24 protein-coding genes and 3 pseudogenes are annotated in these 24,875 nt (G+C 71.1%); 14 read left to right on the top strand and 13 right to left on the bottom strand.

Features of this window, described 5'->3' with window-relative positions:
- Positions 1-28 precede the first annotated feature (28 nt).
- The 4 genes and pseudogenes from ACFHWY_RS04180 to ACFHWY_RS04165 form a co-directional block, all read left to right on the top strand.
- Positions 29-1,678: pseudogene (locus ACFHWY_RS04180) on the top strand (vitamin B12-dependent ribonucleotide reductase); the annotation flags it as partial.
- Positions 1,679-1,768: 90 nt separating this feature from the next.
- Positions 1,769-2,956 (top strand): annotated as a pseudogene (locus tag ACFHWY_RS04175) (LAGLIDADG family homing endonuclease); the annotation flags it as partial.
- A gap of 3 nt (positions 2,957-2,959) precedes the next feature.
- Positions 2,960-4,192, top strand: a pseudogene (locus ACFHWY_RS04170) (vitamin B12-dependent ribonucleotide reductase); the annotation flags it as partial.
- 294 nt (positions 4,193-4,486) lie between these two features.
- Positions 4,487-4,726 (top strand): DUF5522 domain-containing protein, encoded by a 240-nt coding sequence (locus ACFHWY_RS04165; protein ID WP_416578746.1) that lies wholly within the window; start codon positions 4,487-4,489, stop codon positions 4,724-4,726.
- 7 nt (positions 4,727-4,733) lie between these two features.
- Here the strand turns inward: ACFHWY_RS04165 and ACFHWY_RS04160 are convergent, their stop codons facing one another.
- Entirely contained in the window at positions 4,734-5,423 is a 690-nt protein-coding gene (locus ACFHWY_RS04160) for a metal-dependent transcriptional regulator (RefSeq protein ID WP_416578745.1), read from the bottom strand.
- A gap of 98 nt (positions 5,424-5,521) precedes the next feature.
- On the opposite strand from ACFHWY_RS04160, the gene ACFHWY_RS04155 reads away from it, so the two are divergent.
- The 3 genes from ACFHWY_RS04155 to ACFHWY_RS04145 are packed head-to-tail and all read left to right on the top strand — an operon-like array spanning position 5,522 to position 10,182.
- Positions 5,522-6,376 carry a sulfurtransferase gene (locus ACFHWY_RS04155; RefSeq protein ID WP_416578744.1) on the top strand — a complete coding sequence of 285 codons (855 nt, stop codon included), beginning with the start codon at positions 5,522-5,524 and terminating at the stop codon, positions 6,374-6,376.
- A gap of 39 nt (positions 6,377-6,415) precedes the next feature.
- Positions 6,416-7,597: an acetoin utilization protein AcuC gene (locus ACFHWY_RS04150; RefSeq protein ID WP_416578743.1), complete on the top strand. Its 1,182-nt coding sequence runs from the start codon at positions 6,416-6,418 to the stop codon at positions 7,595-7,597.
- A 29-nt stretch (positions 7,598-7,626) separates the two neighbouring features.
- Positions 7,627-10,182: a GNAT family N-acetyltransferase gene (locus ACFHWY_RS04145; RefSeq protein ID WP_416578742.1), complete on the top strand. Its 2,556-nt coding sequence runs from the start codon at positions 7,627-7,629 to the stop codon at positions 10,180-10,182.
- 60 nt (positions 10,183-10,242) lie between these two features.
- On the opposite strand, the gene ACFHWY_RS04140 is transcribed toward ACFHWY_RS04145, so the two are convergent.
- From ACFHWY_RS04140 to sigB, 4 genes are all read right to left on the bottom strand, one after another.
- Entirely contained in the window at positions 10,243-10,650 is a 408-nt protein-coding gene (locus ACFHWY_RS04140) for a VOC family protein (protein WP_416578741.1), read from the bottom strand.
- The gene (locus ACFHWY_RS04135; RefSeq protein WP_416578740.1) at positions 10,647-11,138 is read right to left on the bottom strand and encodes an SRPBCC family protein; all 492 of its coding nucleotides are present in this window, start codon (positions 11,136-11,138) and stop codon (positions 10,647-10,649) included. The genes ACFHWY_RS04140 and ACFHWY_RS04135 overlap by 4 nt, the downstream gene beginning before the upstream one ends.
- Positions 11,135-11,509, bottom strand: coding sequence for an ArsR/SmtB family transcription factor (locus ACFHWY_RS04130; protein WP_416578739.1), 375 nt, complete (start codon positions 11,507-11,509; stop codon positions 11,135-11,137). Before ACFHWY_RS04130 ends, ACFHWY_RS04135 begins: the two co-directional genes overlap by 4 nt.
- A 118-nt stretch (positions 11,510-11,627) precedes the next feature.
- Positions 11,628-12,638: an RNA polymerase sigma factor SigB gene (sigB, locus tag ACFHWY_RS04125; RefSeq protein ID WP_416578738.1), complete on the bottom strand. Its 1,011-nt coding sequence runs from the start codon at positions 12,636-12,638 to the stop codon at positions 11,628-11,630.
- 277 nt (positions 12,639-12,915) lie between these two features.
- On the opposite strand from sigB, the gene ACFHWY_RS04120 reads away from it, so the two are divergent.
- Entirely contained in the window at positions 12,916-13,704 is a 789-nt protein-coding gene (locus ACFHWY_RS04120) for a sporulation protein (protein ID WP_416578737.1), read from the top strand.
- A gap of 23 nt (positions 13,705-13,727) precedes the next feature.
- On the opposite strand, the gene ACFHWY_RS04115 is transcribed toward ACFHWY_RS04120, so the two are convergent.
- The 5 genes from ACFHWY_RS04115 to ACFHWY_RS04095 all read right to left on the bottom strand — a co-directional run bounded on the left by ACFHWY_RS04115 (position 13,728) and on the right by ACFHWY_RS04095 (position 17,057).
- On the bottom strand, positions 13,728-14,168 hold the full coding sequence (locus tag ACFHWY_RS04115; RefSeq protein ID WP_416578736.1) for an SRPBCC family protein: 441 nt from the start codon (positions 14,166-14,168) through the stop codon (positions 13,728-13,730).
- 94 nt (positions 14,169-14,262) lie between these two features.
- Positions 14,263-14,601, bottom strand: coding sequence for an ArsR/SmtB family transcription factor (locus tag ACFHWY_RS04110; RefSeq protein ID WP_416578735.1), 339 nt, complete (start codon positions 14,599-14,601; stop codon positions 14,263-14,265).
- Positions 14,598-15,062, bottom strand: coding sequence for an SRPBCC family protein (locus ACFHWY_RS04105; RefSeq protein ID WP_416578734.1), 465 nt, complete (start codon positions 15,060-15,062; stop codon positions 14,598-14,600). The genes ACFHWY_RS04110 and ACFHWY_RS04105 overlap by 4 nt, the downstream gene beginning before the upstream one ends.
- Before the next feature lie 88 nt (positions 15,063-15,150).
- A complete protein-coding gene (gene dtd, locus ACFHWY_RS04100; protein WP_416578733.1) occupies positions 15,151-15,573 on the bottom strand; it encodes a D-aminoacyl-tRNA deacylase in 423 nt (140 codons plus the stop codon).
- Positions 15,573-17,057: a methyltransferase gene (locus ACFHWY_RS04095; protein WP_416578732.1), complete on the bottom strand. Its 1,485-nt coding sequence runs from the start codon at positions 17,055-17,057 to the stop codon at positions 15,573-15,575. The genes dtd and ACFHWY_RS04095 overlap by 1 nt, the downstream gene beginning before the upstream one ends.
- Positions 17,058-17,236: 179 nt before the next feature.
- Here ACFHWY_RS04095 and ACFHWY_RS04090 point away from each other — a divergent pair, with 179 nt between their 5' ends.
- Both ACFHWY_RS04090 and ACFHWY_RS04085 read left to right on the top strand, forming a co-directional pair.
- On the top strand, positions 17,237-18,457 hold the full coding sequence (locus ACFHWY_RS04090) for a S8 family peptidase (RefSeq protein ID WP_416578731.1): 1,221 nt from the start codon (positions 17,237-17,239) through the stop codon (positions 18,455-18,457).
- Positions 18,458-18,593: 136 nt separating this feature from the next.
- Positions 18,594-19,175, top strand: coding sequence for an HhH-GPD-type base excision DNA repair protein (locus ACFHWY_RS04085; RefSeq protein WP_416578730.1), 582 nt, complete (start codon positions 18,594-18,596; stop codon positions 19,173-19,175).
- A 54-nt stretch (positions 19,176-19,229) separates the two neighbouring features.
- Here ACFHWY_RS04085 and ACFHWY_RS04080 read toward each other — a convergent pair whose 3' ends face one another.
- On the bottom strand, positions 19,230-19,352 hold the full coding sequence (locus tag ACFHWY_RS04080; protein WP_416578729.1) for a hypothetical protein: 123 nt from the start codon (positions 19,350-19,352) through the stop codon (positions 19,230-19,232).
- Positions 19,353-19,623: 271 nt separating this feature from the next.
- Here ACFHWY_RS04080 and ACFHWY_RS04075 point away from each other — a divergent pair, with 271 nt between their 5' ends.
- Positions 19,624-19,986: a DUF3099 domain-containing protein gene (locus ACFHWY_RS04075; RefSeq protein ID WP_416578728.1), complete on the top strand. Its 363-nt coding sequence runs from the start codon at positions 19,624-19,626 to the stop codon at positions 19,984-19,986.
- A 102-nt stretch (positions 19,987-20,088) separates the two neighbouring features.
- Here the strand turns inward: ACFHWY_RS04075 and ACFHWY_RS04070 are convergent, their stop codons facing one another.
- Entirely contained in the window at positions 20,089-20,988 is a 900-nt protein-coding gene (locus ACFHWY_RS04070) for a carbohydrate kinase family protein (protein WP_416578727.1), read from the bottom strand.
- Entirely contained in the window at positions 20,985-21,920 is a 936-nt protein-coding gene (locus ACFHWY_RS04065; protein ID WP_416578726.1) for a pseudouridine-5'-phosphate glycosidase, read from the bottom strand. The genes ACFHWY_RS04070 and ACFHWY_RS04065 overlap by 4 nt, the downstream gene beginning before the upstream one ends.
- An 88-nt stretch (positions 21,921-22,008) precedes the next feature.
- Between ACFHWY_RS04065 and ACFHWY_RS04060 the strand changes: the two genes are divergently transcribed.
- The 3 genes from ACFHWY_RS04060 (at position 22,009) to ACFHWY_RS04050 (ending at position 24,861) form a co-directional block, all read left to right on the top strand.
- A complete protein-coding gene (locus ACFHWY_RS04060; protein ID WP_416578725.1) occupies positions 22,009-22,227 on the top strand; it encodes a DUF3039 domain-containing protein in 219 nt (72 codons plus the stop codon).
- 39 nt (positions 22,228-22,266) lie between these two features.
- A complete protein-coding gene (locus ACFHWY_RS04055) occupies positions 22,267-22,917 on the top strand; it encodes a trimeric intracellular cation channel family protein (RefSeq protein ID WP_416578724.1) in 651 nt (216 codons plus the stop codon).
- Positions 22,918-23,127: 210 nt separating this feature from the next.
- Complete coding sequence (locus ACFHWY_RS04050) at positions 23,128-24,861, top strand: DEAD/DEAH box helicase (RefSeq protein WP_416578723.1); 1,734 nt, start codon at positions 23,128-23,130, stop codon at positions 24,859-24,861.
- Positions 24,862-24,875: the final 14 nt, after the last annotated feature.

The raw sequence follows: 24,875 nt of genomic DNA, 5'->3' as shown, positions 1-24,875 counted from the left end.
GGGCCGCGCGGACGAGGGGGCGGATGAGATGCCGGGGGATGGCGTGACAGCGAGCAGGGCACGAAGCAAGGCGGCCACGGGGCTGAAGGTCGAGCGGGTCTGGACCACCGACGGGGTGCACCCGTACGACGAGGTCGCCTGGGAGCGCCGCGACATCGTGATGACGAACTGGCGGGACGGCTCGATCAACTTCGAGCAGCGCGGGGTGGAGTACCCGCAGAGCTGGAGCGTCAACGCGGCCAACATCGTGACCACCAAGTACTTCCGGGGCGCGGTGGGCACCCCGGAGCGCGAGTGGTCGCTGCGGCAGTTGATAGACCGGGTGGTCAGCACCTACCGAACCGCCGGTGAGGAGTACGGATACTTCGCCTCCCCGGCCGACGCGGAGGTCTTCGCGCACGAGCTGACCTGGATGCTGCTGCACCAGGTGTTCAGCTTCAACTCGCCGGTCTGGTTCAACGTCGGTACCCCGTCACCGCAGCAGGTGTCAGCGTGTTTCATCCTATCCGTAGATGATTCGATGGATTCCATCCTGGATTGGTACAAAGAGGAAGGGCTGATCTTCAAGGGCGGCTCGGGCTCCGGGGTCAACCTGTCCCGCATCCGGTCCTCCCGGGAGCTGCTCTCCTCCGGTGGCACCGCCTCCGGTCCGGTCAGCTTCATGCGGGGCGCGGACGCGAGCGCCGGCACCATCAAGTCCGGCGGCGCCACCCGGCGCGCGGCCAAGATGGTCATCCTCGACGTCGACCACCCCGACATCGAGGATTTCGTGACCACCAAGGCGCGCGAGGAGGACAAGATCCGCGCGCTGCGCGACGCCGGGTTCGACATGGACCTCGGCGGCGCCGACATCGTCAGCGTGCAGTACCAGAACGCCAACAACTCGGTCCGGGTCTCCGACGAGTTCATGGCGGCGGTGCAGAACGGTGGCGGCTTCGACCTGCGCGGTCGCCTCGACGGCTCGGTCATCGAGACCATCGACGCCAAGAATCTCTTCCGCACCATCGCCCAGGCCGCCTGGGACTGCGCCGACCCCGGCCTGCAGTACGACGACACGATCAACGACTGGCACACCTGCCCGGAGACCGGTCGGATCACCGCGAGTAATCCCTGCTCCGAGTACCTTCATCTGGACAATTCGTCCTGCAACCTTGCTTCGCTGAACCTGATGAAGTTCCTCCGCGCCGACGGTGGCTTCGAGGTGGAGAAGTTCGTCAGGTCGGTCGAGCTGGTCATCACCGCGATGGACATCTCGATCTGCTTCGCGGACTTCCCGACGCCCAAGATTGGTGAAACGACCCGGGCGTACCGGCAGCTCGGCATCGGGTACGCCAACCTGGGCGCCCTGCTGATGGCCTCCGGCCTGCCGTACGACTCGGATCAGGGGCGCTCGCTGTCCGCCGCGATCACCTCGTTGATGACCGGGACGGCGTACCGCCGCTCGGCCGAGCTGGCCGGCATCGTCGGCGCGTACGACGGGTATGCCCGCAACGCCGAGCCGCACAAGCGGGTCATGCGCAAGCACGCCGCCGCCAACGACGAGATCAAGCCGTCCGGCACGGTGGCCACCGCCGTGGCCCGCGAGGCCACCAGGCAGTGGACCCAGGGAAACAAAATCGGTGACAAGAACGGCTGGCGCAATTCCCAGGCCGCCGTACTCGCGCCGACCGGCTGCCTGACTCCGGACACGCTGGTGACCACCGACCGGGGCCTGGCGCGACTCGGTGAGATCGGCGACGTGTACGGCGACCGCTGGCAGGACCTCGACATGCAGGTCTCGACCGACGACGGCGCCCGCCGAGCCACGAAGTTCTTCGTCAACGGCGAGGAACCGACCCGGCGCGTGGTCACCGACGGCGGTTACGCGATCCAGGGCACCCTCGCCCACCGGATCAAGGTCGTCGACCCGCAGACCGGTGAGTGGGTCTGGAAGCGGATGGCGGATGTCGCCCCGGGCGATCTGGTCCCGATGCAACTCGGCACGCTGGTCGGCGAGCCGCGGCGGGTACCGCTACCGGTGCTCGATCAGGCCCACTACGCCGGTGACCGGCGGCTGCATGTGCCGGACGCGGTCGACGCAGACCTGGCCGAGCTGGTCGGCTACTTCACGGGCGACGGCAGTCTGCACGCCAACGGCATCCGGTTCTGCGTCGCCGACGCAGACCTGGACGTCGTCGAGCGGCTCCGGGTGCTCAGCAAGGGACTCTTCGGCCTGGAGCCGGTGGTCACCGTCCAGACCGGCTACCAGGAGGTGACCCTGCAATCCGTGCGCCTGGCCCGGTGGTGGCAGGCGGCCGGGTTCGCCAAGAACGTGCCGCCCGTCGATCACACCGGCAAGGGCTGGTCGCCCCGGGTGCCGTCGGCGATCCTGGAAACCAACGACGCCACCGTGTACGCGGCGTTCCTACGCGGACTCTTCGAGGCGGACGGTACGGTTTTCGCCGGAGTGCCGTCGGTCTCGACGTCGACCGAATCGTTCGCCGCCGAGCTGCGTACGCTGCTGCTCGCGCTCGGCATGGCCACCACCACCCGCCGCCCGACCAGCGGTCTGGGTTCGGACGTGTGGCAGGTCCGGCTGCGCAACACGGAGCACGCTCTGGCGTTCGAGGAGATCGTCGGTTTCATCGGCGAGCGCAAGGCCCAGCTGCTGGTTGTCGAGCCGGCGCAGGCCGGCGACCGGGACCGGATCCACCTGCCCGAGGCGGTGTGGGAGCCGCTGGTACCGGCCGGGCACGAACTGCGGGACGTCGTCCTGCAGTCGCTGCGCAGGACCGGAGGGGTCCCCCGGACGGTGGCGATGCGGCTCTTCGCGGGCACCGGCGACGACCGGCTCGGGCACGTGCTCGGCTACCTGTTCGAGCCGGTCGCGGCGAATGAGGACGGCGGCATCCAGCCGACCTACGACCTGTCGGTGCCGGCGAACGTCACCTACGTCGCAGGCGGTTTCGTGAGCCACAACACCATCGGCCTGATGATGGAATGCGACACCACCGGCGTGGAGCCGGACCTGGCGCTGGTCAAGTTCAAGAAACTGGTCGGCGGCGGCTCGATGCAGATCGTCAACCAGACGGTGCCGCGCGCCCTGCGCTCCCTCGGCTACCCGGAGGAGCAGGTCGAGGCGATCGTCGAGCACATCGCCGACAACGGCCACGTGGTCGACGCTCCCGGCCTCAAGCCCGAGCACTACCCGGTCTTCGACTGCGCCATGGGCGAGCGGTCCATCGCGCCGATGGGCCACGTGCGGATGATGGCGGCGGTCCAGCCGTTCATCTCCGGCGCCATCTCCAAGACGGTCAACATGCCGGAGCAGGCGACCGTCTCCGACGTCGAGAAGATCTACTTCGAGGGCTGGAAGCTCGGTCTGAAGGCGCTCGCGATCTATCGGGACAACTGCAAGGTCGGCCAGCCGCTGTCGGCGGCGAAGAAGAAGGCCGCCGAGCCGGAGGCGACCACGGCCGTGGAGCCGGTGGTGGAGAAGGTCGTCGAGTACCGCCCGGTGCGCAAGCGGCTGCCGAAGAAGCGCCCGTCGCAGACGGTCAGCTTCTCCGTCGGTGGTGCCGAGGGCTACCTCACCGCCTCGTCGTACCCCGACGACGGTCTCGGCGAAGTCTTCCTCAAGATGTCGAAGCAGGGCTCGACCCTGGCCGGTGTGATGGACGCCTTCTCGGTGGCCATCTCCATCGGACTGCAGTACGGAGTCCCGTTGGAAACGTACGTCAGCAAGTTCACCAACATGCGCTTCGAGCCGGCCGGCATGACCGACGACCCGGACGTGCGGATGGCCGCCTCGGTGATGGACTACATCTTCCGTCGCCTGGCACTGGACTTCCTGCCCTACGAGCGCCGTGCCGAGCTGGGCATCTTCACCGCCCAGGAACGGGCCGCCCAGCTGCGGGCCGAGGCCGAGGCGGAGGCGAACGGCACGGACCTCACCGCCATGGCCTCCTCCGCTCCCATGGCGGTGAGGCCGGAGGAACCGAAGACCGGACCGGTGGCGCAGCCGGTCCAGGAGCTCGCCGACGTCGCCGCAGCCAAGCCGGCACCGTCGGTGGGTTCCAGCACCGAGCTGCTGGAGGCCGTTATCGGCAAGGCCGCCGACGCACCGCTCTGCTTCACCTGCGGTACGAAGATGCGCCCGGCCGGCAGCTGCTACGTCTGCGAGGGCTGCGGCTCCACCAGCGGCTGTAGCTGACTTACGAGATGCGCGGCGAGCCCTGGGCGGTCATCCGCCCAGGGCTCGCTCCTGTGGCGGCTGTGGCGGGCCGTGGCCGTGCCGCACCCGGCGCTTCGAGCTGCGGGTCGAGTTCGAAGGCCCGCCCGTGTCGCTGGCCGTCGACCTGGGGTCCTACCTGGTCTGAGCCGCCGAGGATCTGACCGGGGTGCCGGTCGATCTGCTGCACCGCGCTCCCTGGGGTGGATCCGCCAGCCAGCTCGGCGACCGGAAGTGCAGGATCGGCGGGGTGGGGTGGGGCCTAGACTGCCGGGGATGAGTGGAGAGCGACGGCGCTTGGCGGCGCGGGCCCTGACCGAGCCGCACCCGTCCCGGCTGTCGGCCGAGCACCCCCGGCGGGAGCGGATCCTCGCCGCGCACGCCGCCGCGCTGGCCGCCGACGATGCCGGATACCTCGACCCGGACAGCGGGCTGTTCGTACTCACGGCAGGTTTTCTGGCCCGCCGTGGCACCTGCTGCGGCCGGGGCTGCCGGCACTGCCCGTACGTGGACTGACTCTGCCTCAGGCGGCGGCGACGAAGACCCGGGAGGCGACCTCACGGGGCAGCCGTACGCTTTCGCCGGAGCGGTCGACCGCGACGCCGTCGCGTTCCTGAGCCACCGTCACCGTGGCCCCCGGGTCGACGCCGGCGGCGTGCAGCTGCCGGAGCACCTCCGCGTTGGTCTGCACGCTCTCGCAGATTCGTCGCACGATCACCTTGCCGGTGAGGCCGGGGAAGGCCAGGTTGCGCTCGCCGTCGATCGACTCCGGCTTGGCCAGACTGGGCGAGCCCAGTTCATCCAGCCCGGGGATCGGGTTGCCGTACGGCGATCGGGTCGGCCGGTTGAGCAGTTCGTAGACCCGCTTCTCGACCGCGTCGCTCATCACGTGCTCCCAGCGGCATGCCTCTTCGTGGGCATCCTCGTAGGGCATCCCGATCACGTTGACCAGCAGCAGCTCGGCGAGCCGGTGCTTGCGCATCACCGAGACGGCGCTGCTGCGTCCCTGCCCGGTGAGGCTCAGGTGCCGGTCGCCCTCGACGGTGAGCAGGCCGTCGCGTTCCATCCGCGCCACGGTCTGGCTGACGGTGGGGCCGCTCTGGCGCAGTCGTTCGGCGATCCGGGCGCGTAGCGGCGGTACGCCCTCCTCTTCGAGTTCGAGGATCGTTCGCAGGTACATCTCGGTCGTGTCGACCAGATCGTGGGACTTCATGATGTCAGCGGCCTCCAGGGCTCGATGGTACCCTGCCGAACCTCGATCTCCCGCCGCCGAGCCGCCGCCGCGGCTACTGATGGTGTTGACTGGTCGCCATGTCCGGTACCGAGGATCTTCTGGTCGAGGCCGAGCCGCTCGCCGCCGAGATCGGCGCGGCCGACCCGCCGGCCCTGCTCGATGTCCGCTGGCGGCTGACCGGCCCGCCGGGGCGCGACGACTACGCGGCGGAGCACCTGCCCGGTGCGGTCTTCGTCGACCTGGACGGCGCGCTCTGCGGCCCGCCCGGGCCGGCCGGACGGCATCCTCTGCCCGACCCGGCCGCGCTGCAGGCGGCGTTGCGGGCCGCCGGCGTGCGGGCCGGTCACCCCGTGGTGGTGTACGACGGCGGCGACGGCATGTCGGCGGCCCGCGCCTGGTGGACGCTGCGTTGGGCGGGTCACCGGGCGGTGCGGCTGCTGTCAGGCGGCTTCCCGGCCTGGATCGCCGCGGGCCTGCCCACCAGCACCGGCGAGGAGTCCCCTCGGCCGGGCGACGTGGTCGTCGAGCCGGGTGGGTTGCCGGTGCTGGACGCTGCGACCGCTGCCCGGCTGGCCGCCGTCGACGGCGTCCTGCTCGACGTGCGGGCCGCACCCCGCTACCGGGGTGAGCACGAACCGGTGGACCCGGTGGCCGGTCACGTTCCCGGTGCGGTGAACCTGCCCGCTGACGAGTACGTCGCGCAGGGTCGCTTCCCGGCCGGCGAGGTGCTGCGCGACCGCTTCGCCGCAGCCGGGGTCACCGACGCCGTGCCGGTGGCGGCCTACTGCGGTTCGGGGGTGACCGCCGCGCAGGCTGTGCTCGCCCTGCACCTGGCGGGTCGGAGCGACGCCGCGCTCTACGTCGGATCGTGGAGCAACTGGGTGGCCGACCCGGAGCGGCCGGTGGCCACCGGCCCGGCATCCGACGCCTGACCGGCAGCAGCCCCGCCGGACCCGTGCGACCATGGGTAGATGTCCGACGACACGGTGGTGGTGTGGGACGAGTCGTTGCTCGCCTACGATCTCGGTGACCATCCGCTCGACCCGGTGCGCGTGGAACTGACCATCGCGCTAGCCCGTGAGCTCGGCATCCTGCAACGTCCCGGGGTGCGGCTGGTGTCGCCGACGCCCGCCGGCGACGCGTCGCTCACCCGGGTGCACGCCCCGCGCTATCTGGACGCGGTCCGGATCGCGCCGCGCGACCCGCTCTTCGCCGGCTTCGGCCTGGGCACCTCCGACAACCCCGTCTTCGACGGGATGCACGAGTCCAGCGCGTTGGTCGCCGGGGCGAGTGTGGCCGCGGCCGAGGCGGTGTGGCGCGGGGAGGCCCGTCGCGCGGTCAATGTGGCGGGCGGCCTGCACCACGCGATGCCCGCCCGCGCCGCCGGGTTCTGCGTCTACAACGACCCGGCGGTGGCCATCGCCCGGCTGCTCGACCTGGGTGCCGAGCGCATCGCGTACGTCGACGTCGACGTGCACCACGGTGACGGGGTGCAGCAGATCTTCTGGGACGACCCCCGGGTGCTGACCGTCAGCCTGCACGAGACTCCGCTGGCGCTCTTCCCCGGCACCGGTTTCCCCGACGAGACCGGCGGTCCGAACGCCGCCGGCACCGCGGTGAACATCGCGTTGCCGCCGGGCGTCGAGGACGCTGGTTGGCAGCGTGCCTTCCACGCGATCGTGCCGTCGGTGCTGCGCGCCTTCCGTCCGCAGTTGCTGTTCACCCAGTGTGGAGCCGACGCCCACCGCGTCGACCCGCTCGCCGACCTGCATCTCTCCGTCGACGGCCAGCGCGCCACCTACCTGGCGTTGCGGGCGCTCGCCGACGAGTTGTGCGACGGCCGCTGGGTGGCCACCGGCGGCGGCGGATATGCCCTGGTCGAGGTGGTACCCCGGGCCTGGACGCACCTGCTGGCGGTGGCCACCGGGGCGCCGCTGGACCCGGCAACGCTGACTCCGCCGGCCTGGCGGGACCTGGCCGCGGCCCGCCGTCCCGGCTTCGACGTGCCGCTGCAGATGACCGACGACGTCGATCCGGGACACGAGCCGTGGCAGCCCACCGGCGAGCCGAACCAGGTGGACCGGGCGATCGCGGCGACCCGCAAGGCGGTCTTCCCGCTGCTCGGGCTCGACCCGCACGATCCGCGTGACTGATTGAATCAGCCGGGGGAGGGCCACCCGAGGTGACCACAGCCGAACAAGCCGTGGACGTGCTTCTCAGTGACGGCAGCACCGTCCAGCTGCGACCGATCAGTCCGTCGGACGCTCCGGAGATCGTGGCGATGCACTCCCGCTTCTCCGAGCGGACCCGTTACCTGCGCTACTTCTCGCCGTACCCGCGGATTCCCGAGCGTGACCTGCGACGCTTCGTCAACGTCGACCACCGTGACCGGGAGGCGTTCGTGGTGTTGTCGGGCGATCGGGTCGTCGCCGTCGGCCGTTACGAACGGCTGGGCCCGGAGTCTCCCGACGCCGAGGTCGCCTTCGTGGTCGAGGACGCCCACCAGGGACGGGGCATCGGCTCGGTGTTGATGGAGCATCTCGCCGACGCCGCCCGGCGGGCCGGCATCGTCAACTTCGTGGCCGAGGTGCTCCCGGCCAACGGGCAGATGCTGCGGGTCTTCGCCGACTTCGGGTACCAGATCCAGCGGCAGTTCGTTGACGGTGTGGTGCACCTCAGTTTTCCCATCGCACCCACCGAGGCGACCCTGGAGGTGCAGCGCGGCCGGGAGCACCGCACCGAGGCGCGTTCCATCGCCCGGTTACTCGCTCCACGTGGCGTCGCCGTCTACGGTGCCAGCGCGACCGGGCAGGGCGTCGGTGCGGCGGTGCTCGGGCATCTGCGTGACGGCGGGTTCACCGGGTCGGTGGTGCCGGTGCACCCGAGCGCCGCCCGGGTTGCCGGTCTGCCCGCGTACCGGTCGGCGGCCGACGCCGGTCCGCCCGTCGACCTGGCCGTGGTGGCGGTGCCGCCGGACGCCGCGGAATCCGTGGTCGCCGACGCCGCAGCGGCCGGGGCACACGGACTGGTCGTCATCTCCGCGGGCTTTGCCGAGGCCGGCGTCGAGGGGGCCGCCGCGCAGCGCACCCTGGTGCGCGCCGCCCACGCCGCGGGCATGCGGGTGATCGGCCCCAACTGCCTGGGGGTGGCGAACACCGACCCGACGGTACGCCTCAACGCCACCCTCGCCTCTCGCCTGCCGGTGGCGGGCCGGGTCGGGATCTTCAGCCAGTCAGGCGCGTTCGGGGTGGCGTTGCTGGCCGAGGCCGACCGGCGGGGGCTGGGATTGTCCAGCTTCGTCTCCGCCGGTAACCGGGCCGACGTCTCCGGCAACGACCTGCTGCAGTACTGGCAGGACGACCCGTCGACCGGAGTGATCATGTTGTATCTGGAGACCTTCGGCAACCCGCGCAAGTTCGCCCGGCTGGTTCGGCGTATCGGCCGGGACAAGCCGGTGGTGGCGCTGGCGTCACCGGCCCGCCCTGCCGGGCTCGACGATTCGCCCGGCCCGGACTCCACGGCGGTCGGCGCGCTGTTCGCGCAGTCCGGGGTGATCCGGGTGGACACGGTCGGTGAGCTGCTCGATGTCGGGGCGCTGCTGGCCAACCAGCCACTGCCCGCCGGTGACCGGGTCGGTGTCGTCGGCAACTCGTCGGCGTTGACCGGGCTGGCCGCCACCGCCTGCACCACCCAGGGACTCACCGTTGCGGCCGGCTATCCGCGCGACGTCGGGCCGAGGGCCAGCGCGGTCGAGTTCGCCCAGGCTCTCGCCGCGGCTGCTGCCGACGAGTCCGTCGACGCCCTGGTCGCGCTCTTCGCACCGCCGCTGCCCGGTCAGTTCACCGGCAGCGAGGCCGATGTCAACGCCGCGATGCCCGCCGCGCTCTCGGCCGGCAAGCCGACGGTGGTGACCTTCCTGGTTGGTCGGGCCCCGGTCGGGATGCCGTCGTATCCGAGCGTGGAGGAGGCCGTCCGGGCGTTGGCCCGGGTCACCGGGTACGCCGACTGGCTGCGTCGGCTCCCCGGCACCCTGCCCGAGCTGCCTGACATCGACCGGTCGGCGGCGTCGACGGCGTTGCGGGCCGAGGGGGCAGATCCGGGGTCGCTGCTCGCCGCGTACGGCATAGACGTGGTCGATTCGGTTTCGGCCTCCTCGGTCGAGGAAGCCGTCGACGCGGCGACGCGACTCGGTTTCCCGGTCGCGCTCAAGGTGGCTGCCGCCGGGTTGCGGCACCGCCTCGACCTCGGCGCGGTCCGCCTGGACCTGTCGGACGCCGCTGCCGTACGCCGGGCCTGTTCGGAGCTGGCGGCGAGCTTCGGCGCCGATGTCCTGGTCCAGCCGATGGTGCCGCCGGGGGTGGCCTGTGTGGTGGAGCTGGTCGAGGATCCGGCGTTCGGGCCGGTGGTCGGCTTCGGGCTGGGTGGCGTCGCCACCGAACTGCTCGGCGACCGGGCCTGGCGGGCGGTGCCGCTGACCGACATTGACGCCCTGGAGTTGGTCGACGAGCCGCGGGCGGCGCCGCTGCTGCGCGGGCACCGGGGGGCCGTTCCGGTGGACCGGGCCGCGCTGGCCGACCTGCTGCTGCGGGTAGGTCGGCTCGCCGACGAGCAGCCCCGGGTGCGGTCGCTGACGCTGAACCCGGTGCTCGCCCGGCCGGACGGTCTCTCCGTGCTGCACGCCGCCGTCCGGGTCGGCTCCGCCGTACCCCGCCCCGACACCGGCCCCCGCCGCTTGTGAAAGGAGGGGGCCCTTCTTAACGCCTGGTGTATAGGAAGGGCCCCCGCTTGACAACCCGGCTCAAGCTCGGCTGGAAATCTGCTGCACCGCCCAGGCGTTGCCGTCCGGGTCGGCGAAGAAGAAGAAGCCGACGTTGTCCAGCGGGTCCGGCACGGGCAGTGGGTTCTTCCCGAGTATCTGGATCTCGCTCACCTCGACGCCCCGTTCGAGCAGCTCGGTACGGGCCGTTGCCAGGTCCGGCACGACCAGCTGGAGCCCCTTGAGTGAACCGGATGGCATCTCCGGCACCGCGCCTTTGCCGATCACGATCGAGCAGCCGGAACCGGGCGGGGTCAACTGCACGATCCGTACGTCGTCGCCGAGCACCGTGTCGTGGTCGAGAGCGAAACCCAGCTGGTCGGCGTAGAACGCCTTGGCCCGGTCCAGATCGGAGACCGGTACGACCACCACTTCCAGCGTCCAGTTCATTCTGGTTCTCCTGATGTCGTCGCCAACAGTTCGGCGAGTCGGGTGAAACTTTCGGTGACTCCGCGGGTCATCGGATACCGCAGCGCGGTGTCCCGCCCCTCGGGCGTGGCGTACCGCAGGGTGGTGGTGACGGTGGTTCGTCCGGCCAACTCGGTGAAGTCGTGGCTGACCAGGGTCTCGCCGGGGTACGACTGGTCGTCGAACAGCTCGGTGCAGCGGAGTCGACGTGGCGGGTCGATCACTCGGTAAATTCCGCTCTGGCCCATCCGTTCCCCAGCCGGACCCTGGGAGACGAACTGCCAGCGCCCGCCGACGCGCAGGTCGATCTCGCATTCGACCAGCCGCCAGCCTCGGGCGCCGTACCAGCGGATCAGTAGCTCAGGTCGGGTGAAGGCGGCGAAGACGAGCTGCGCCGGGGCGTCGAACAGCCGGCTCAGCACGATCTTCCGGTCACCCGGCGTGTCGACCACCAGGTGGTCGTCGATCACGGCGTTCCACCGCCTCGCGGGCGGGCCTGGTCGGCCTGGTCGGCCTGGTCGGCCGTGCGCAGCTCGTCGAGCAGGGCGTCCAGGCGTTGGTAGCTTTCGGCCCAGTGGTCGTGGTATGCGGCGAGCCAGGTGGTGGCCTCCCATAACGGGCCGGCCTCCAGCCGGCACGGGCGGCGTTGCGCGTCCCGCCCGCGGCTGACCAGACCGGCGCGTTCCAGCACCCGTAGGTGCTTGGAGACCGCCGGTTGGCTCATCGCGAAGGGTGCGGCGAGTTCGGTGACGGTCGCCTCGCCGGTTGCCAGCCGGGTGAGGATGGCGCGCCGGGTGGGGTCGGCGAGCGCCGCAAAGGTGGCATCCAAGTCCGTGTGCACGTCATATAACCCTTCGGTTCGATAACCAAAAGGTTTGTATCTGAGCTGCGGTCGCCCGTCAAGCGGACACACCAACTCGGCCCCGGCGAACCGCCGGGGCCGAGTCGTGCGGGTCAGGTCAGCAGGCGTACGACTCCAGCCGCTGCGCCCGCTCCGGTGCCCGGAGCTTGAGCAGGGTCACCTTCTCGATCTGCCGGATCCGCTCGCGGGAGAGACCGAACTCGCGACCCACCTCGTCCAGGGTGCGCTGCCGCCCGTCGTCGAGCCCGAACCGCAGGCGGATCACCGCCTGCTCGCGCTGTGACAGGGTGGCCAGTACCACGCTCACCTCATTGCGCAGTTCGCCCTGGGCGGCGGCGTCGTCCGGCATGGCGGACGGGTCCACGGCGGCGACGAAGTCACCGAGCGCGCTCTCGCCGTCCTCGCCGACGGTCTGGTCCAGACTGACCGGCTCCCGGTCGTACGAAATCAGTTCGATCACCTGGATCTCGGGCACGTCGAGTGCGTGGGCCACCTCGGCGACCGTGGGCTCCCGGCCGAGCGCGACGGCCAACTCCCGTCGGGCGCGGACCATCCGGTTCACCTGCTCGACCATGTGTACCGGGATGCGGATGGTGCGGGCCTGGTCGGCCATGGCGCGGGTGATGGCCTGGCGGATCCACCAGGTGGCGTAGGTGGAGAACTTGTAGCCCTTGGTGTAGTCGAATTTCTCGACGGCGCGGATGAGGCCGAGGTTGCCTTCCTGGATGAGGTCGAGGAAGGCCATGCCGCGGCCGGTGTACCGCTTGGCGATGCTCACCACCAGGCGGAGATTGGCCTCCAGCAGGTGGTTCTTGGCGGCGCGGCCCTGTCGCGCGACCACTTCCAGGTCGGCACGCAGGTCAGCAGAGAACGGTGCGCAGGTCGCCAGCTTCTCGTTGGCGAACAGGCCGGCCTCGATCCGTTTCGCCAGGTCCACCTCCTGTGCCGCGGTGAGCAGCTTCGTCCGTCCGATTCCGTTGAGGTATGCCCGGACCAGATCCGTGGAGACGCCACGCTCGTCAGTGGCGTCCAGGTCGGTCAGGGTGTCGACGCCGGGCTCGGCCTCGGTGCCGGTGTGTGTGCGGTGCTCCATCGTCTGCAGGCCCATCTCGCCTCTCCCCGTGTCCACGTCTGTGCCGTGTCCGCCGGCCCAGTACCTGCCGGTGACAAACAGCTTGGCGGTTGGGGCGTAAAGCGGGAGTAAGGCGATCGGGGAACCGACAGCTGTTCACAATCGGTGCCCTGAGTCCTCACTCCGTGCCGGGCCGCCCGGCGGTTCGGCATGTTCGGCTTGCCGGCGGCGGCTACCGTGCCAGCGGTCGGCCGTCCGGGCCGGCACTTGCCGCCCCGCGAGTGGGACGGGTGATCGGGCGACGGAGGTAGATGTGGTCTTCAAGCGGCTCATGCAGGCGATGGGGGTCGGTGGCCCGTCGGTGGAGACGGTGCTGGCGGATCCGAACTGCCGGCCGGGCGGCCAGCTGGCGGGGACCGTCGCGGTCACCGGCGGCGATCACGCGGTCGACGTGTCCTACGTGGCCCTGGGACTTCTCACCCGGGTCGAGGTGGAGAGCGGCGACAACGAGTACGCGACCAACCAGGAGTTCCAGCGGCAGCCCGTTACCGGCGCGTTCCGGTTGGAGGCGGGGCAGCGCCACGACGTCCCGTTTCGGTTCGAGGTGCCCTGGGAGACGCCACTCACCGAGCTCTACGGGCAGCACCTGCACGGGATGACCATGGGGCTGCGTACGGAGTTGGAGGTCGCGCGCGCGGTCGACACGAGTGACCTGGACGCGGTGGCGGTGCACCCGCTGCCGTCACAGGAGCGGCTGCTGGAGGCGTTGCTGCGGCTGGGCTTCCGGTTCGCCCGGGCCGATGTGGAGCGGGGGCACCTGTACGGCGTCCACCAGACGCTGCCGTTCTACCAGGAGATCGAGTTCTACCCAGCCCCGCAGTACGCGGGTTCGATGAACCAGCTTGAGCTCACCTTCATCGCCGACCAGCGACAGATGCAGGTAGTGCTGGAGCTGGACAAGCGGGGCGGGCTGTTCACCGAGGGCCGGGACGCCTTCGGCCGCTTCACCGTCGAGCATTCCTCGGCCGCCGGTACCGACTGGGCCGCCCAGATCGACGGCTGGCTGCGCCAGTCCCTCCAACGTCGCGGTCTGTTCGGCTGACCAGCCCACCCCGCGCCGCCTGACTAGTGCCAGTTGCTGATCCTGACGTCGTCCGGTGCTGGCTCGCCAGTGCCGGTCTCGACCAGCTTCTTGAGGCTCATCAGGTATATCGCCCACTTGGTGCTGCAGTGGTACATGAACTCCACCGGCTCCCGCCAGCCCTCGTGGCGGAACAGCAGGATGGTGAAGTCGTCCTCCACCTTCAACTCGAAGCGAACCTGCGTGCCGATCCACTCCTCGGGACCGTCGACGACCTCCCAGAGCACCAGCTCGGCGGGCCGGGTCTCCACGACCTTCATGTCGAAGCCGCCGGGCACGAAGCGGAACTGGAGCACGCCTCCGACATCGCCGTCGCCGGTCGTCTCCACCGTCCACCAGTTCGCCAGTCCGTCGACTGTGGTCAGCGCCGCGTAGACGTCGTCGGGAGCCGCAGCGACCCCGATCCGGTGCAGGATTTCCACCATTTTCGATTCCTCTTTCCGTCGAGGAGCGCCCGGATCCGGGCAGCACTCGTCAGCGCCGCCACGGACGTGGCGACGTTCGTACGTTCGTCCGGGCTCAGCTCTGCTGGTTGCGCTGGATCGTCTCGGCGATCCGCTTGATTCGGCGCAGCCGGGCGTCCCAGGTGGCACCGACCGACGACAGTTGCGCGACTGCGCGGGCGAGTTGCGCTTCGTCCACCTCGTAGCGGCGCTCGCGGCCGGACGGCGTGGCGTGCACCAGCCCGACCCGGTCGAGCACGCCGAGGTGTTTGGCGACCGCCTGTCGGGTGACCGGCAGCTGCTCGCTCAGCGTGGTCGCCGTGCCGCCGCCCTCGCTCAGTAGCAGGTCGAGCATCCGCCGCCGGGTGGGGTCGCCGACCGCCGACCAGAGTTCGTCGTCGACGGCGACGCTCACGAAGTCGCGACCAGCCGTGCGAGGTAGGTGACGAGACGGGGCAGGAAATGGTCCCAGCCGCTGAGGTGGTCGCGGTAGTGCTCTTCGAGCACGGCCGCCTGCCAGCCCCGCTCCCGGAATCCCGTCTCGGTTAGGCGCAGCAGCGTGCCCGCGCCCGACGGGACCAGGTCGAAGGTCACCAGGAGCGAGTTGGCGGGCGTCGCGACCGCGGCCGGGTCGTACACCCACCGGAAGGAGAACCGCCGGGGCGGGTCGGCCTCCACCACCGTCAGTGGTTCGACATGGCTATTCGGGGTGGCGCTGTCTCCGAAGGAGATTACGCCGGTGGCGCCGGGAACGGACTGGAACTCTGCCTCGTCCGGCCACCACTGCCGCAGGTGCTCAGGTCTGCTGACCACCTCGTAGACCACCTCGGGGGTGGCTTCGACGCGGATCTCCCGCTCGATGCTGCCGTACTCCATCGCACTCCTTCACCTGCAACTAATGGTTGCGTATGACTCTAGGGTCAACCCTCGCCACGCGCAACAACAGGTTGCGTGCGGGTCGGCTCTAGATGTCCAGAAGGAGGGTGCGGGGGCCGACGTTGACGCTCTCCACCAGCATGTGTGCCCGGAAGCGCCCGGTCTCGACGTGCGCGCCACGTCGGCGTAGCGCCTGGACCACCTGTTCGACCAACGGCTCGGCCACCTCCGCCGGGGCCGCCGCGGTCCAGGTCGGGCGCCGACCCTTGCGGGCGTCGCCGTAGAGGGTGAACTGACTGACGACGAGGATCGGCGCATTGATGTCGGCTGCCGACCGCTCGTCGTCCAGGATGCGCACCTCGTGCACCTTACGGGCCATCTTGTGGGCGACCTCGACGGTGTCGGTGTGGGTCACCCCCAGCAGTACCAGCAGCCCGTCGCCGACCTCGCCGACGACCTCGCCGCCGACGGTGACGCTGGCCCGGCCGACCGTCTGCACCACCGCCCGCATCAGGCGGCGAACGGCTCGATGAAGCCCCGCTCGACCAGGTGCGCCACGATCGGCCCGGCTGCCTCGGCCAACTCGTCCACAGTCACGTCGTGGGCGACCGCGAGCAGCGCGAGCTGGTCACGCAGCGGCAATCGCCCGTCGGCCCCGCCCACCAGCGCGAGTACCAGCGGATCAATCTCCTCGGTCCAGCGCAGCCCTTCGGGCATGGCGAGGACCTGGCGGTCCACGCCCCAGCCGTCGGGTCCCATGGTCGCCTCCTGCCGCAGCTGGAGCCCGGCGGCAGCGCGGTAGCGCTCGGCCAGCAGCCCGTCGGTGTCCCGCCCGCGCAGCCAGTCCTGCCGCTCGAACCAGCCGACGATCCGGTCACCCAGCGGGGCCTGGGCGCGCTGGCGTAGATCCTCCACCCGGGTCACCGGGTCGTCGTGGCCGCCTCGACGCAACGAGACGACGCCGAACCCGATCGCCTCCACCTTGTGCGCGTCGAACCAGTCCAGCCAGTCGGCCATCCGCTGCGGGTCAGCCGCCTCCCCGACGTCGGTCAGCCACAGGCTGACGTACGCCATCGGGTCCGCGACCTCGCGCTGGATCACCCAGGCGTCCAGGCCGGTGCCGGCGAACCAGCCGGCCACCCGCTCGCCCCAGTCCTCACCGGCAACGTGTACCCAGTTGGCGAGGTACTGCATGGTGCCGCCCTCGGTGAGCAGGCCGGGAGCGGCGGCGGCCAGCTCGGCGCCGATCGCGTCGCCGACCCGGCCGGAGTCGCGGTAGACGTGCGTGGTGGTTCCCGGCCCCACCACGAAGGGCGGGTTGCTGACCACCAGGTCGAAGCGGCGACCGGCGACCGGCGACACCATGTCGCCGCGCAGCAGCTCCCAGTCCTGGCCGTTGAGGGCGGCGGTGGTGGCGGCGAAACGTAACGCACGCCCCGAGATGTCCGTGGCGGTGACCCGCCGGGCGTGGGTGCCCAGGTGCAGCGCCTGCACGCCCGAGCCGGTGCCGAGATCGAGGGCGCTCTCCACCGGCCGCCGGACGGCCGCCCCGATCATGGTCTGGGTCGCCCCGCCGATGCCCAGCACATGCTCGGCGTGCAGTGCCTGGCCGGGTCGGGCACTGGCGGGAACGTCCGCGAGCACCCACCAGTCGTCGCCGTACGGCTCCAGGTCCAATCCCATTCGCAGCCCACCGTCGTGCCGTTCGACCAGGCCGGCGTCGAGCGCCTCGGCGATCGACAGTGGTGCCAGCGCGGCGGCGACGGCGGCCTCCGGCTCGGTCTGTTCGCAGACGAACACCCGGATCAGCGTGGCGAGCGGATCCCGGTCGGCGGTGGCGCGCAGCGCGGCCCGGAAGTCGTTGCGGGCCATCCCGCCGGTGGCCTGCGGGCCGAGCCGCCCGGCGATGCCGTTGGCGGTGAAAGCGGCCCGGGTCAGCGCGGTCCGTAGCGCGTCAACGCCGGCGGGGGAGAGCAGCATGTCATGTCCATCCACACCGCCATCCTGCCTGGTGGAGCCCGATCTGGGCGGGCCGGCCCGTGACTCTTTCCATTAATAGATGTACGTCTCTGTCATATCCATCGATCGAACGCTAGCATCTCTCCTACTCAGTCCATGGTGCGGACCGCCCGGCCAGAAGCCCGGGTCGGCCGTCCAGGTAAGGGAGGCAGAAGATGTCCTCAGGATCCACCGCGCGACGGCAGCTCATCCGGGCGCTCGCCGTCGTCGCCACCGCGGCGGCCGTATCCGCGGCCAGCGCCACCGCGGCGGTCGCCGCACCCACCGGCGAGATCCGCGGCGCCGGCGCGTCGAACGCGGTCAGCGGAAGCTACCTCGTCGTCCTGCGCACCGACGCGGTCGGTGCAGCTGGTTCGTCGACGGCGCGCAGCACGGTACCGAATCGGGCCAGTGCCCTGGTCAAGCGGTACGGCGGTAGCGTCTCCGACACGTACAGCGCGGCACTGACCGGCTTCGCAGCCAAGATGACCGCGAGCCAGGCCTCCCGGCTCGCCGCCAACGCGGCCGTCGAGTACGTGGAGCAGGACCAGGTGGTCACGATCCAGGCGACCCAGACCAACCCGACCTGGGGCCTGGACCGCATCGACCAGCGGAGCCGCCCGCTCAGCGGCACCTTCACCTACCCGAACACCGCCTCGAACGTGCGGGCGTACATCATCGACACGGGCATCCGGACCACCCACAGCCAGTTCGGAGGCCGGGCCACCTGGGGCACCAACACCGTGGACAGCAACAACACCGACTGCAACGGCCACGGCACCCACGTCGCCGGTACGGTCGGCGGCTCGACGTACGGCGTTGCCAAGGCCGTCCGGCTGGTCGCGGTGAAGGTGCTCAACTGCTCCGGTGGTGGCACCACCACCAGCGTGGTCAACGGCGTCAACTGGGTGACCGCCAACGCGGTCAAGCCGGCCGTGGCGAACATGAGCCTCGGCGGCGGGGCCAGCGCCTCCATCGACAACGCTGTGGCCAACTCCATCTCCTCCGGCGTCAGCTACGCGGTCGCGGCCGGCAACTCCAACGCCAACGCCTGCAACTACTCCCCGGCCCGTACCTCCACCGCGATCACCGTCGGCTCGACGACCAGCACCGACGCCCGTTCGTCCTTCTCCAACTACGGCACCTGCGTGCACATCTTCGCGCCCGGCTCGAGCGTGCTCTCCGCGTACCACACCAGCAACACCGCGACCAGCACGCTCAGCGGTACCTCGATGGCCGCGCCGCACGTGGCCGGCGCCGCCGCCGTCGTCCTGGGAGCCAACCCCTCCTACTCGCCGGCACAGGTCAAGAGCTACCTGGTCAACAACGCCACCACCGGCGTGGTGACCAGCCCCGGCTCGGGATCGCCGAACCGCCTGCTGTTCGTGGTCAACTGACCCTGATGTGATGAAGCGGCCCGGCGGACAGCTCGACCCGATCCGCCGGGCCGCGTCACGCTGACCGGTCGATCACCGCGGCACGGGAGTGGGCGTCGGAACACGTGGTCCCGGCCGGTACGGGCAGGATGGAGCCATGACGCTCGTACTGCCCATCGACCCGGAGGCGAACGGACTGCTGACCCGCAGCCCGCTGGCCCTGCTCGTGGGGATGGTTCTCGACCAGCAGGTTTCTATGGAAAAGGAGTTCTCGTCGCCGTACGTGCTGGCCCGACGGCTCGGGCACGACCTGGACGCCCGGGAGATCGCCGACCACGCCCCGGAGGCCCTGGTGGCGATCTTCGCTGAGCCGCCCGCCCTGCACCGGTTTCCCAAGGCCATGGCGGCCCGGGTGCAGGAGGTGTGCCGGGTGCTGGTCGAACGCTACGACGGCGATGCCGCCCGGCTCTGGGCTGATCCGGCTGACGGCCGTGCTCTGCTCGCGCGGATCACCGCGCTGCCGGGGTTCGGCCGGCAGAAGGCGCAGATCTTCCTCGCCCTGCTCGGCAAGCGGTTCGGGGTGCGACCGCCTGGCTGGCAGGAGGCGGCCGGGGCCTACGGTGATCCGGAGACGTACCGGTCCGTCGCCGATGTCAGCGATGCCGAGTCACTGCGTCTGGTCCGGGAGTACAAACAGCAGATGAAGGCGGCGGCGAAGGCGAGGGCCGGCGGCGACTGACCCGGGCCGCCTCCGGCGACGGCAGGAGGCGACAGCGGCGAAGCCCGGCTGCCGTCAGGCGGCGCTGGGGTGGGAGAGAGCGGCGATCGCCCGCCGGACGTCGGCCAGCGAGACGGTGGCCGAGTCGTCCAGGTCGGCCAGGCCGGCTCCGATCCACTGCCGCATCAGTGTGGTCACGCCGATGCTCCGGGCATCGGCGGCGGCCCGGACCCGCTCGTAGGTGTCCAGCGGCAGCCAGACCGAGCGGGCTCCCGGTGTCGGGGGTGGGCAGTTCCACCGGTCGGCTCTCGTCGATCAGGTTGGCCGGCGGCTCGTCGGTGAAGCTGAACCTGCTGCCCACGCCGGTGGGCGTACCACGTACATAACACATGTGGTGCTGACGACGAACATGGCCGGTCGTCAGGTCCAAGTGACAGGATGGGGATGACCCCCGAGGAGGTAGTACTCGATGAAGCGTCAGGCATACCGACCCATCCTCATCACCGACGCCTCCCGCAGTCAGGGTGACCAACTGACCAGCCGGCAGCGGCGGTACGTCGTGATGATGGGCGTCCGGGTGGCCTGTGTGATCGTCGGCGCGATCCTGGTCGGCGCGCAGGCGCCGCTGCTCTGGCTATGGCTGCCCATGGTCGCGCTGGGCATGGTGCTCATCCCGTGGATCGCGGTACTGCTGGCCAACGACCGGCCGCCGAAGGAGCAGCACCGGCTGGCCAACCGCTTCTCGTCGCGCCCGGCGACCGGAGCCGAGCCGCCTCCGATGAGCCTGAGCGCCGAAGAACGGCCCCACCGGGTCATCGACGCCGAGCCCTGACCCGCCCGGGCGGTCGTAGGCTGGTGGGCCGGTCGGCTCGGCCGGTCGCAGCCCCGGTCCGATCCAGTCCGGTCCCTGCCTCGTGGGGCCGGTACCGGCCGTTCAGCGGGCCGGGCGCGCACCGATCTGGGAGACCGCCGCCGCGCCGAGGTCGGTGGCCCGATCCAGGGCGGCCTCCGGCGACGCTCCCGCCAGCCAGGCCGCCAGCAGCCCGGCCACGAAGGCGTCGCCGGCGCCGGTCACGTCGAGCACCGCCACCCGGCGGGCCGGCGAGGAGACCACGGTGGTGTCCCGGTCGACCCAGGTCGCGCCGGCACCGCCGCGCTTGACCACGACCCGGCGGGCCGAGGCGACCAGCGCCCTGCCCTGGGCCAGCGGGTCCAGCCCGCCGGCCAGCACCGTGGCCTCGTCGGTGTTGACCAGCAGCAGGTCGACCTCGCGTACCCAGGCCAGGAACGCCGCCGGCCCGACCGATCGCAGGGGTGCGGCCGAGGCCGCGTCGACGCTGGTGGTGAGGCCACGCTCGCGGGCGGCGGCCAGCGCGCGCCGGCCGGCCGGCCGGGAGTCGGCGTCCAGCAGGGTGTACCCGGACAGGTGCAGGTGCACCGCGTCCGGCGTGGCGGCCAGCGCCGCGTCGACCTGTCCCGGGCGCAGCCGGACGTTCGCCCCGCGTTCGGTGACCATGGTGCGTTCGCCGCCGGCCGCGAGCACGATCACCGTGCCGGTGGCGCAGCCGGTGACCGTCTCCACCACGCAGTCGACCCCGGCGGCGGTCAGCTCCGCGACCCGGTCCCGTCCGGCGTCGTCGTCGCCGACCGCACCGATCAGGGTCACCGGCACGCCCTGCGCGGCGAGCCAGGACGCGGTGTTGGCGGCCTGCCCGCCCCCGGTGAACCCGATGGCGGCCGGGGTGTCCGACCCGCCGGCCAGCGGGCCGGCGAGGACCGCCACCACGTCGGTGATCACATCGCCTACGACCAGTACGCGGCCGGTACCGCTCACCTTGCGGCTTCGCCGGAACGGTCGACGGCGGCGACCGCGATCCGGGCGGCGAGGTCCGCGTTGCGCAGGATGATCCGGACGTTGACCGCGAGGCTGGCGCCGTCGGTGGCGCGGTGGAAGTGGGCCAGCAGGTACGGCGTGACGTCCTTGCCGGTCACACCGTCGCGGTCCAGCAGCGCCAGCCCCTCGACGAGCGTGCGGTCGTGCAGGCCCGGGTCGAGCTGCTCGTCGGTGGGCAGCGGGTTGGCGACGATCAGCCCGCCGTGGTGCACTCCGTGCTGCTCCCTAGCGGCCAGCGCGGCGGCGATCTGCTCCGGTGAGTCGAGCGACCAGTCCAGATCGAAGCCGCCGTCGGTGACGAAGAAGCCCGGGAACCGGCGGGTGCGGTATCCGACCACCGCCACCCCGAGGGTTTCCAACCGTTCCAGGGTGGCGCCCACATCGAGGATCGACTTGACCCCGGCACAGACCACCGCGATCGGAGTCCGGGCCAGGGTGACCAGGTCAGCCGACTCGTCGAAGGTCTGCGCGGCCTCCCGGTGCACCCCGCCCAGCCCTCCGGTGGCGAACACGCCGATGCCGGCGGCGGCGGCCACCGCGCTGGTCGCGGCCACCGTGGTGGCGCCGTCCGCGCTGGACGCCGCGGCCACCGCGAGATCGCGGACGGAGAGTTTGGTCACACCCTGGGCGGTGGCCAGCCGGGTCAACTCGGCCTCGTCGAGGCCCACCACGAGTTCACCGGCGACCATGCCGATGGTGGCCGGGACCGCGCCGGCGTCCCGGACGGTCTGTTCGATCTGGCGGGCCACCCGGAGGTTGTCCGGTCGGGGCAGACCGTGCGAAACAATGGTGCTCTCCAGAGCGACCACGGGACGATGCTCGCGCAACGCCCGGGTCACCTCGGTTCCGTAGCGAAGGTGGAAGTCGGTCACAATCGCTCACCGTACGCTCGCCACCCGGGCCACCTCAGGTGGACCGGATCAGCGTGACCTGCCAAACTTGTCCGTCGGAGGTGCAGACGTGAGTACACAGATCCTTGAGAGCCCGCAGCTGAAGGACGCCGACACCGGTCCGGAGATGTTCCACTACGTGCGGAAGGAAAAGATCGCCGAGAGCGCGGTCATGGGTACCTTCGTGGTGGCGCTCTGCGGAGAGACCTTCCCGGTGACGAAAACCCCCAGACCAGGATCGCCGGTCTGCCCCAAGTGCAAGGAGATCTTCGACTCGTACCGCGAGTGACGGGAACGGCCGGCTCGGCCGTCCACGTAGCCTGCGGCGGTGACCACCTCCACCGCCCTGCTCCTTGCCGACCTGGCCGGTGTCGCGGTCTTCGCCGCCTCGGGTGCCTCCGCGGCGGTGGCCAAGCGGCTCGACCTGTTCGGGGTGGTGTTCGTCGGTTTCGTCGCCGCACTCGGCGGCGGGATCGTCCGCGACCTGGTCATCGACGAGGTGCCGCCACTGGCGTTCGCCGACTGGCGCTACGCGACCACCGCCGCCCTGACCGCAGCAGCGGTCTTCTGGCTGCACCCGCAGCTGACCCGGCTGCGTAGCACCGTCCTGGTGCTGGACGCGGCCGGACTGGGCCTGTTCACCGTCACCGGCACCCTCAAGGCCCTCGACGCCCAGGTGCCGGCGGTCGGCGCCTGCCTGATAGGCATGATCACCGCGATCGGTGGCGGGCTCGGCCGGGACCTGCTGACCGCCGAGATCCCGGTGGTGTTGCGGCGGGAGATCTACGCCGTCGCGGCGCTGATCGGTTCGATCGTGGTGGTGGTCCTCAACGGCTTCGGGCACACCGGCCCGGTACCGCTGACCGCCGCGGTGCTGCTGGTCTTCGGAATCCGCCTGGTTGCCCTGCGTCGACGGTGGGCTGCGCCGGTGGCCGTGCTGCGTGCGCCGGGTTCCGGCGCCACCGGGATGTCACAGTGAGTCCTCCGCGGGTCACGGCGGTCCGGTGGTGAGCGGTGTTCGGTGACCGGTGTGGCGTCGCGTGGGCGCGATGGCCGGTCCTGGTTATGCTGAGTCGGCCTTCGCGGCTCGTTGCGCGGAGGCGTTTTCGTGGGGCGGCTACCCGTGCCCCTCGGCCCGGGTCCGCCGGCCCGCGGCCGGGACAACGTGTGGTCGGAGAGGAGCGAAAACGTGGCAGCCCGGACGCCGGCGCTCGAGACTTTTCCACCCCTGCGCGCCTGGCAGCGCAAGGCTCTGGTGGAGTACCTGCGTCGCCGCAGCGACGACTTCACCGCGGTCGCCACGCCCGGCGCCGGGAAGACCACCTTCGCTCTGCGGATCGCCGCCGAGTTGCTCGCCGACGGCAGCGTCGAGGCGGTCACCGTGGTCGCGCCGACCGAGCACCTGAAGACCCAGTGGGCCGAGTCGGCGGCCCTGGTCGGCATCCAGCTCGACTCCGCGTTCCGCAACGCCGACGTGCACTCCACGGCCGACTTCCACGGTGCCGTGATCACGTACGCGCAGGTCGGGATGGCCCCGCAGGTACACCGGCGGCGCACCATGACCCGGCGCACCCTGGTGATCCTCGACGAGATCCACCACGCCGGCGACTCGCGCACCTGGGGCGACGGGGTGAAGGCCGCCTTCGAGCCCGCGGTACGCCGACTGATGCTGACCGGCACGCCGTTCCGCTCCGACGACAATCCGATCCCGTTCGTCGACTACGAGCGGGGCAGCGACGGCCTGCTGCGCTCCCGGGCCGACTCGGTGTACGGCTACACTGACGCGCTGCGCGACGGGGTGGTGCGGCCGGTGCTGTTCCTGGCGTACTCCGGTGAGACCCGATGGCGTACCAACGCCGGCGAGGAACTGGCGGCCCGGTTGGGTGAGCCGATGACGCAGGATCTCGTCGCCCAGGCCTGGCGTACCGCGCTGGATCCGGCCGGCGATTGGATGCCACAGGTGCTGCGGGCCGCCGACGCCCGGCTGACGGTGCTGCGCGTCGCGGGCATGCCTGACGCGGCTGGGCTGGTCATCGCCAGCGACCAGCAGGCGGCCCGCTCGTACGCCAGGCTGATCGAGCAGGTGACCGGGGAGAAGGCGGCGGTCGTGCTCTCCGACGACGTGGGCGCCTCCGCCCGAATCGCGACGTTCGGGGCCTCCCAGCAGCGCTGGATGGTCGCGGTGCGGATGGTGTCCGAAGGCGTCGACATCCCCCGGCTGGCCGTCGGCGTCTACGCCACCAGCGCCAGCACCCCGCTGTACTTCGCCCAGGCGATCGGGCGGTTCGTCCGGGCCCGTCGGTCGGGGGAGACCGCCTCGGTCTTTCTGCCCAGCGTGCCGCACCTGCTCGGGCTGGCCAGCGAGATGGAGGTCGAGCGGGATCACGTGCTGGGCAAGCCGTCCGACCGCGAGGGCTTCGACGACGACCTGCTGGAGCGCGCCCAGCGCGACGACCAGGCCAGTGGCGAGTTGGAGAAGCGTTTCACCGCGCTGTCCGCCACCGCGGAGCTGGACCAGGTGATCTTCGACGGCGCCTCCTTCGGCACGGCTGCGCAGGCCGGCACGCCCGAGGAGGAGGAGTACCTGGGCCTGCCCGGGCTGCTCACCTCGGAACAGGTGGCCGCGCTGCTGTCCAAGCGTCAGGCTGATCAACTCGCCGCCCAGCGACGTCGGGTCGCCGAACGGGCGGGGGCACCGGTGACGGCGCCGGCCGCCGCCCCACCAGCGCCGATGAGCGCCGCGCAGCGTCGGGTCGCGCTGCGGCGCCAGCTCAACGCCCTGGTGGCGGCCCGGCACCACCGTACCGGCCAGCCGCACGGCAAGATCCACGCCGAACTGCGTCGGCTCTGCGGCGGCCCGCCGAGCGCGCAGGCCACCATCGAGCAGCTCGAGGAACGCATCGCCACCGCGCAGACACTCTGACCCGGCGCCCCGTC

Source organism: Micromonospora sp. LOL_024 (genome assembly GCF_048060415.1).
Classification (GTDB): Bacteria; Actinomycetota; Actinomycetes; order Mycobacteriales; family Micromonosporaceae; genus Micromonospora.
The sequence above is the reverse complement of the archived record's forward strand: the minus strand, read 5'-3'. Positions and strand labels throughout refer to the sequence as shown.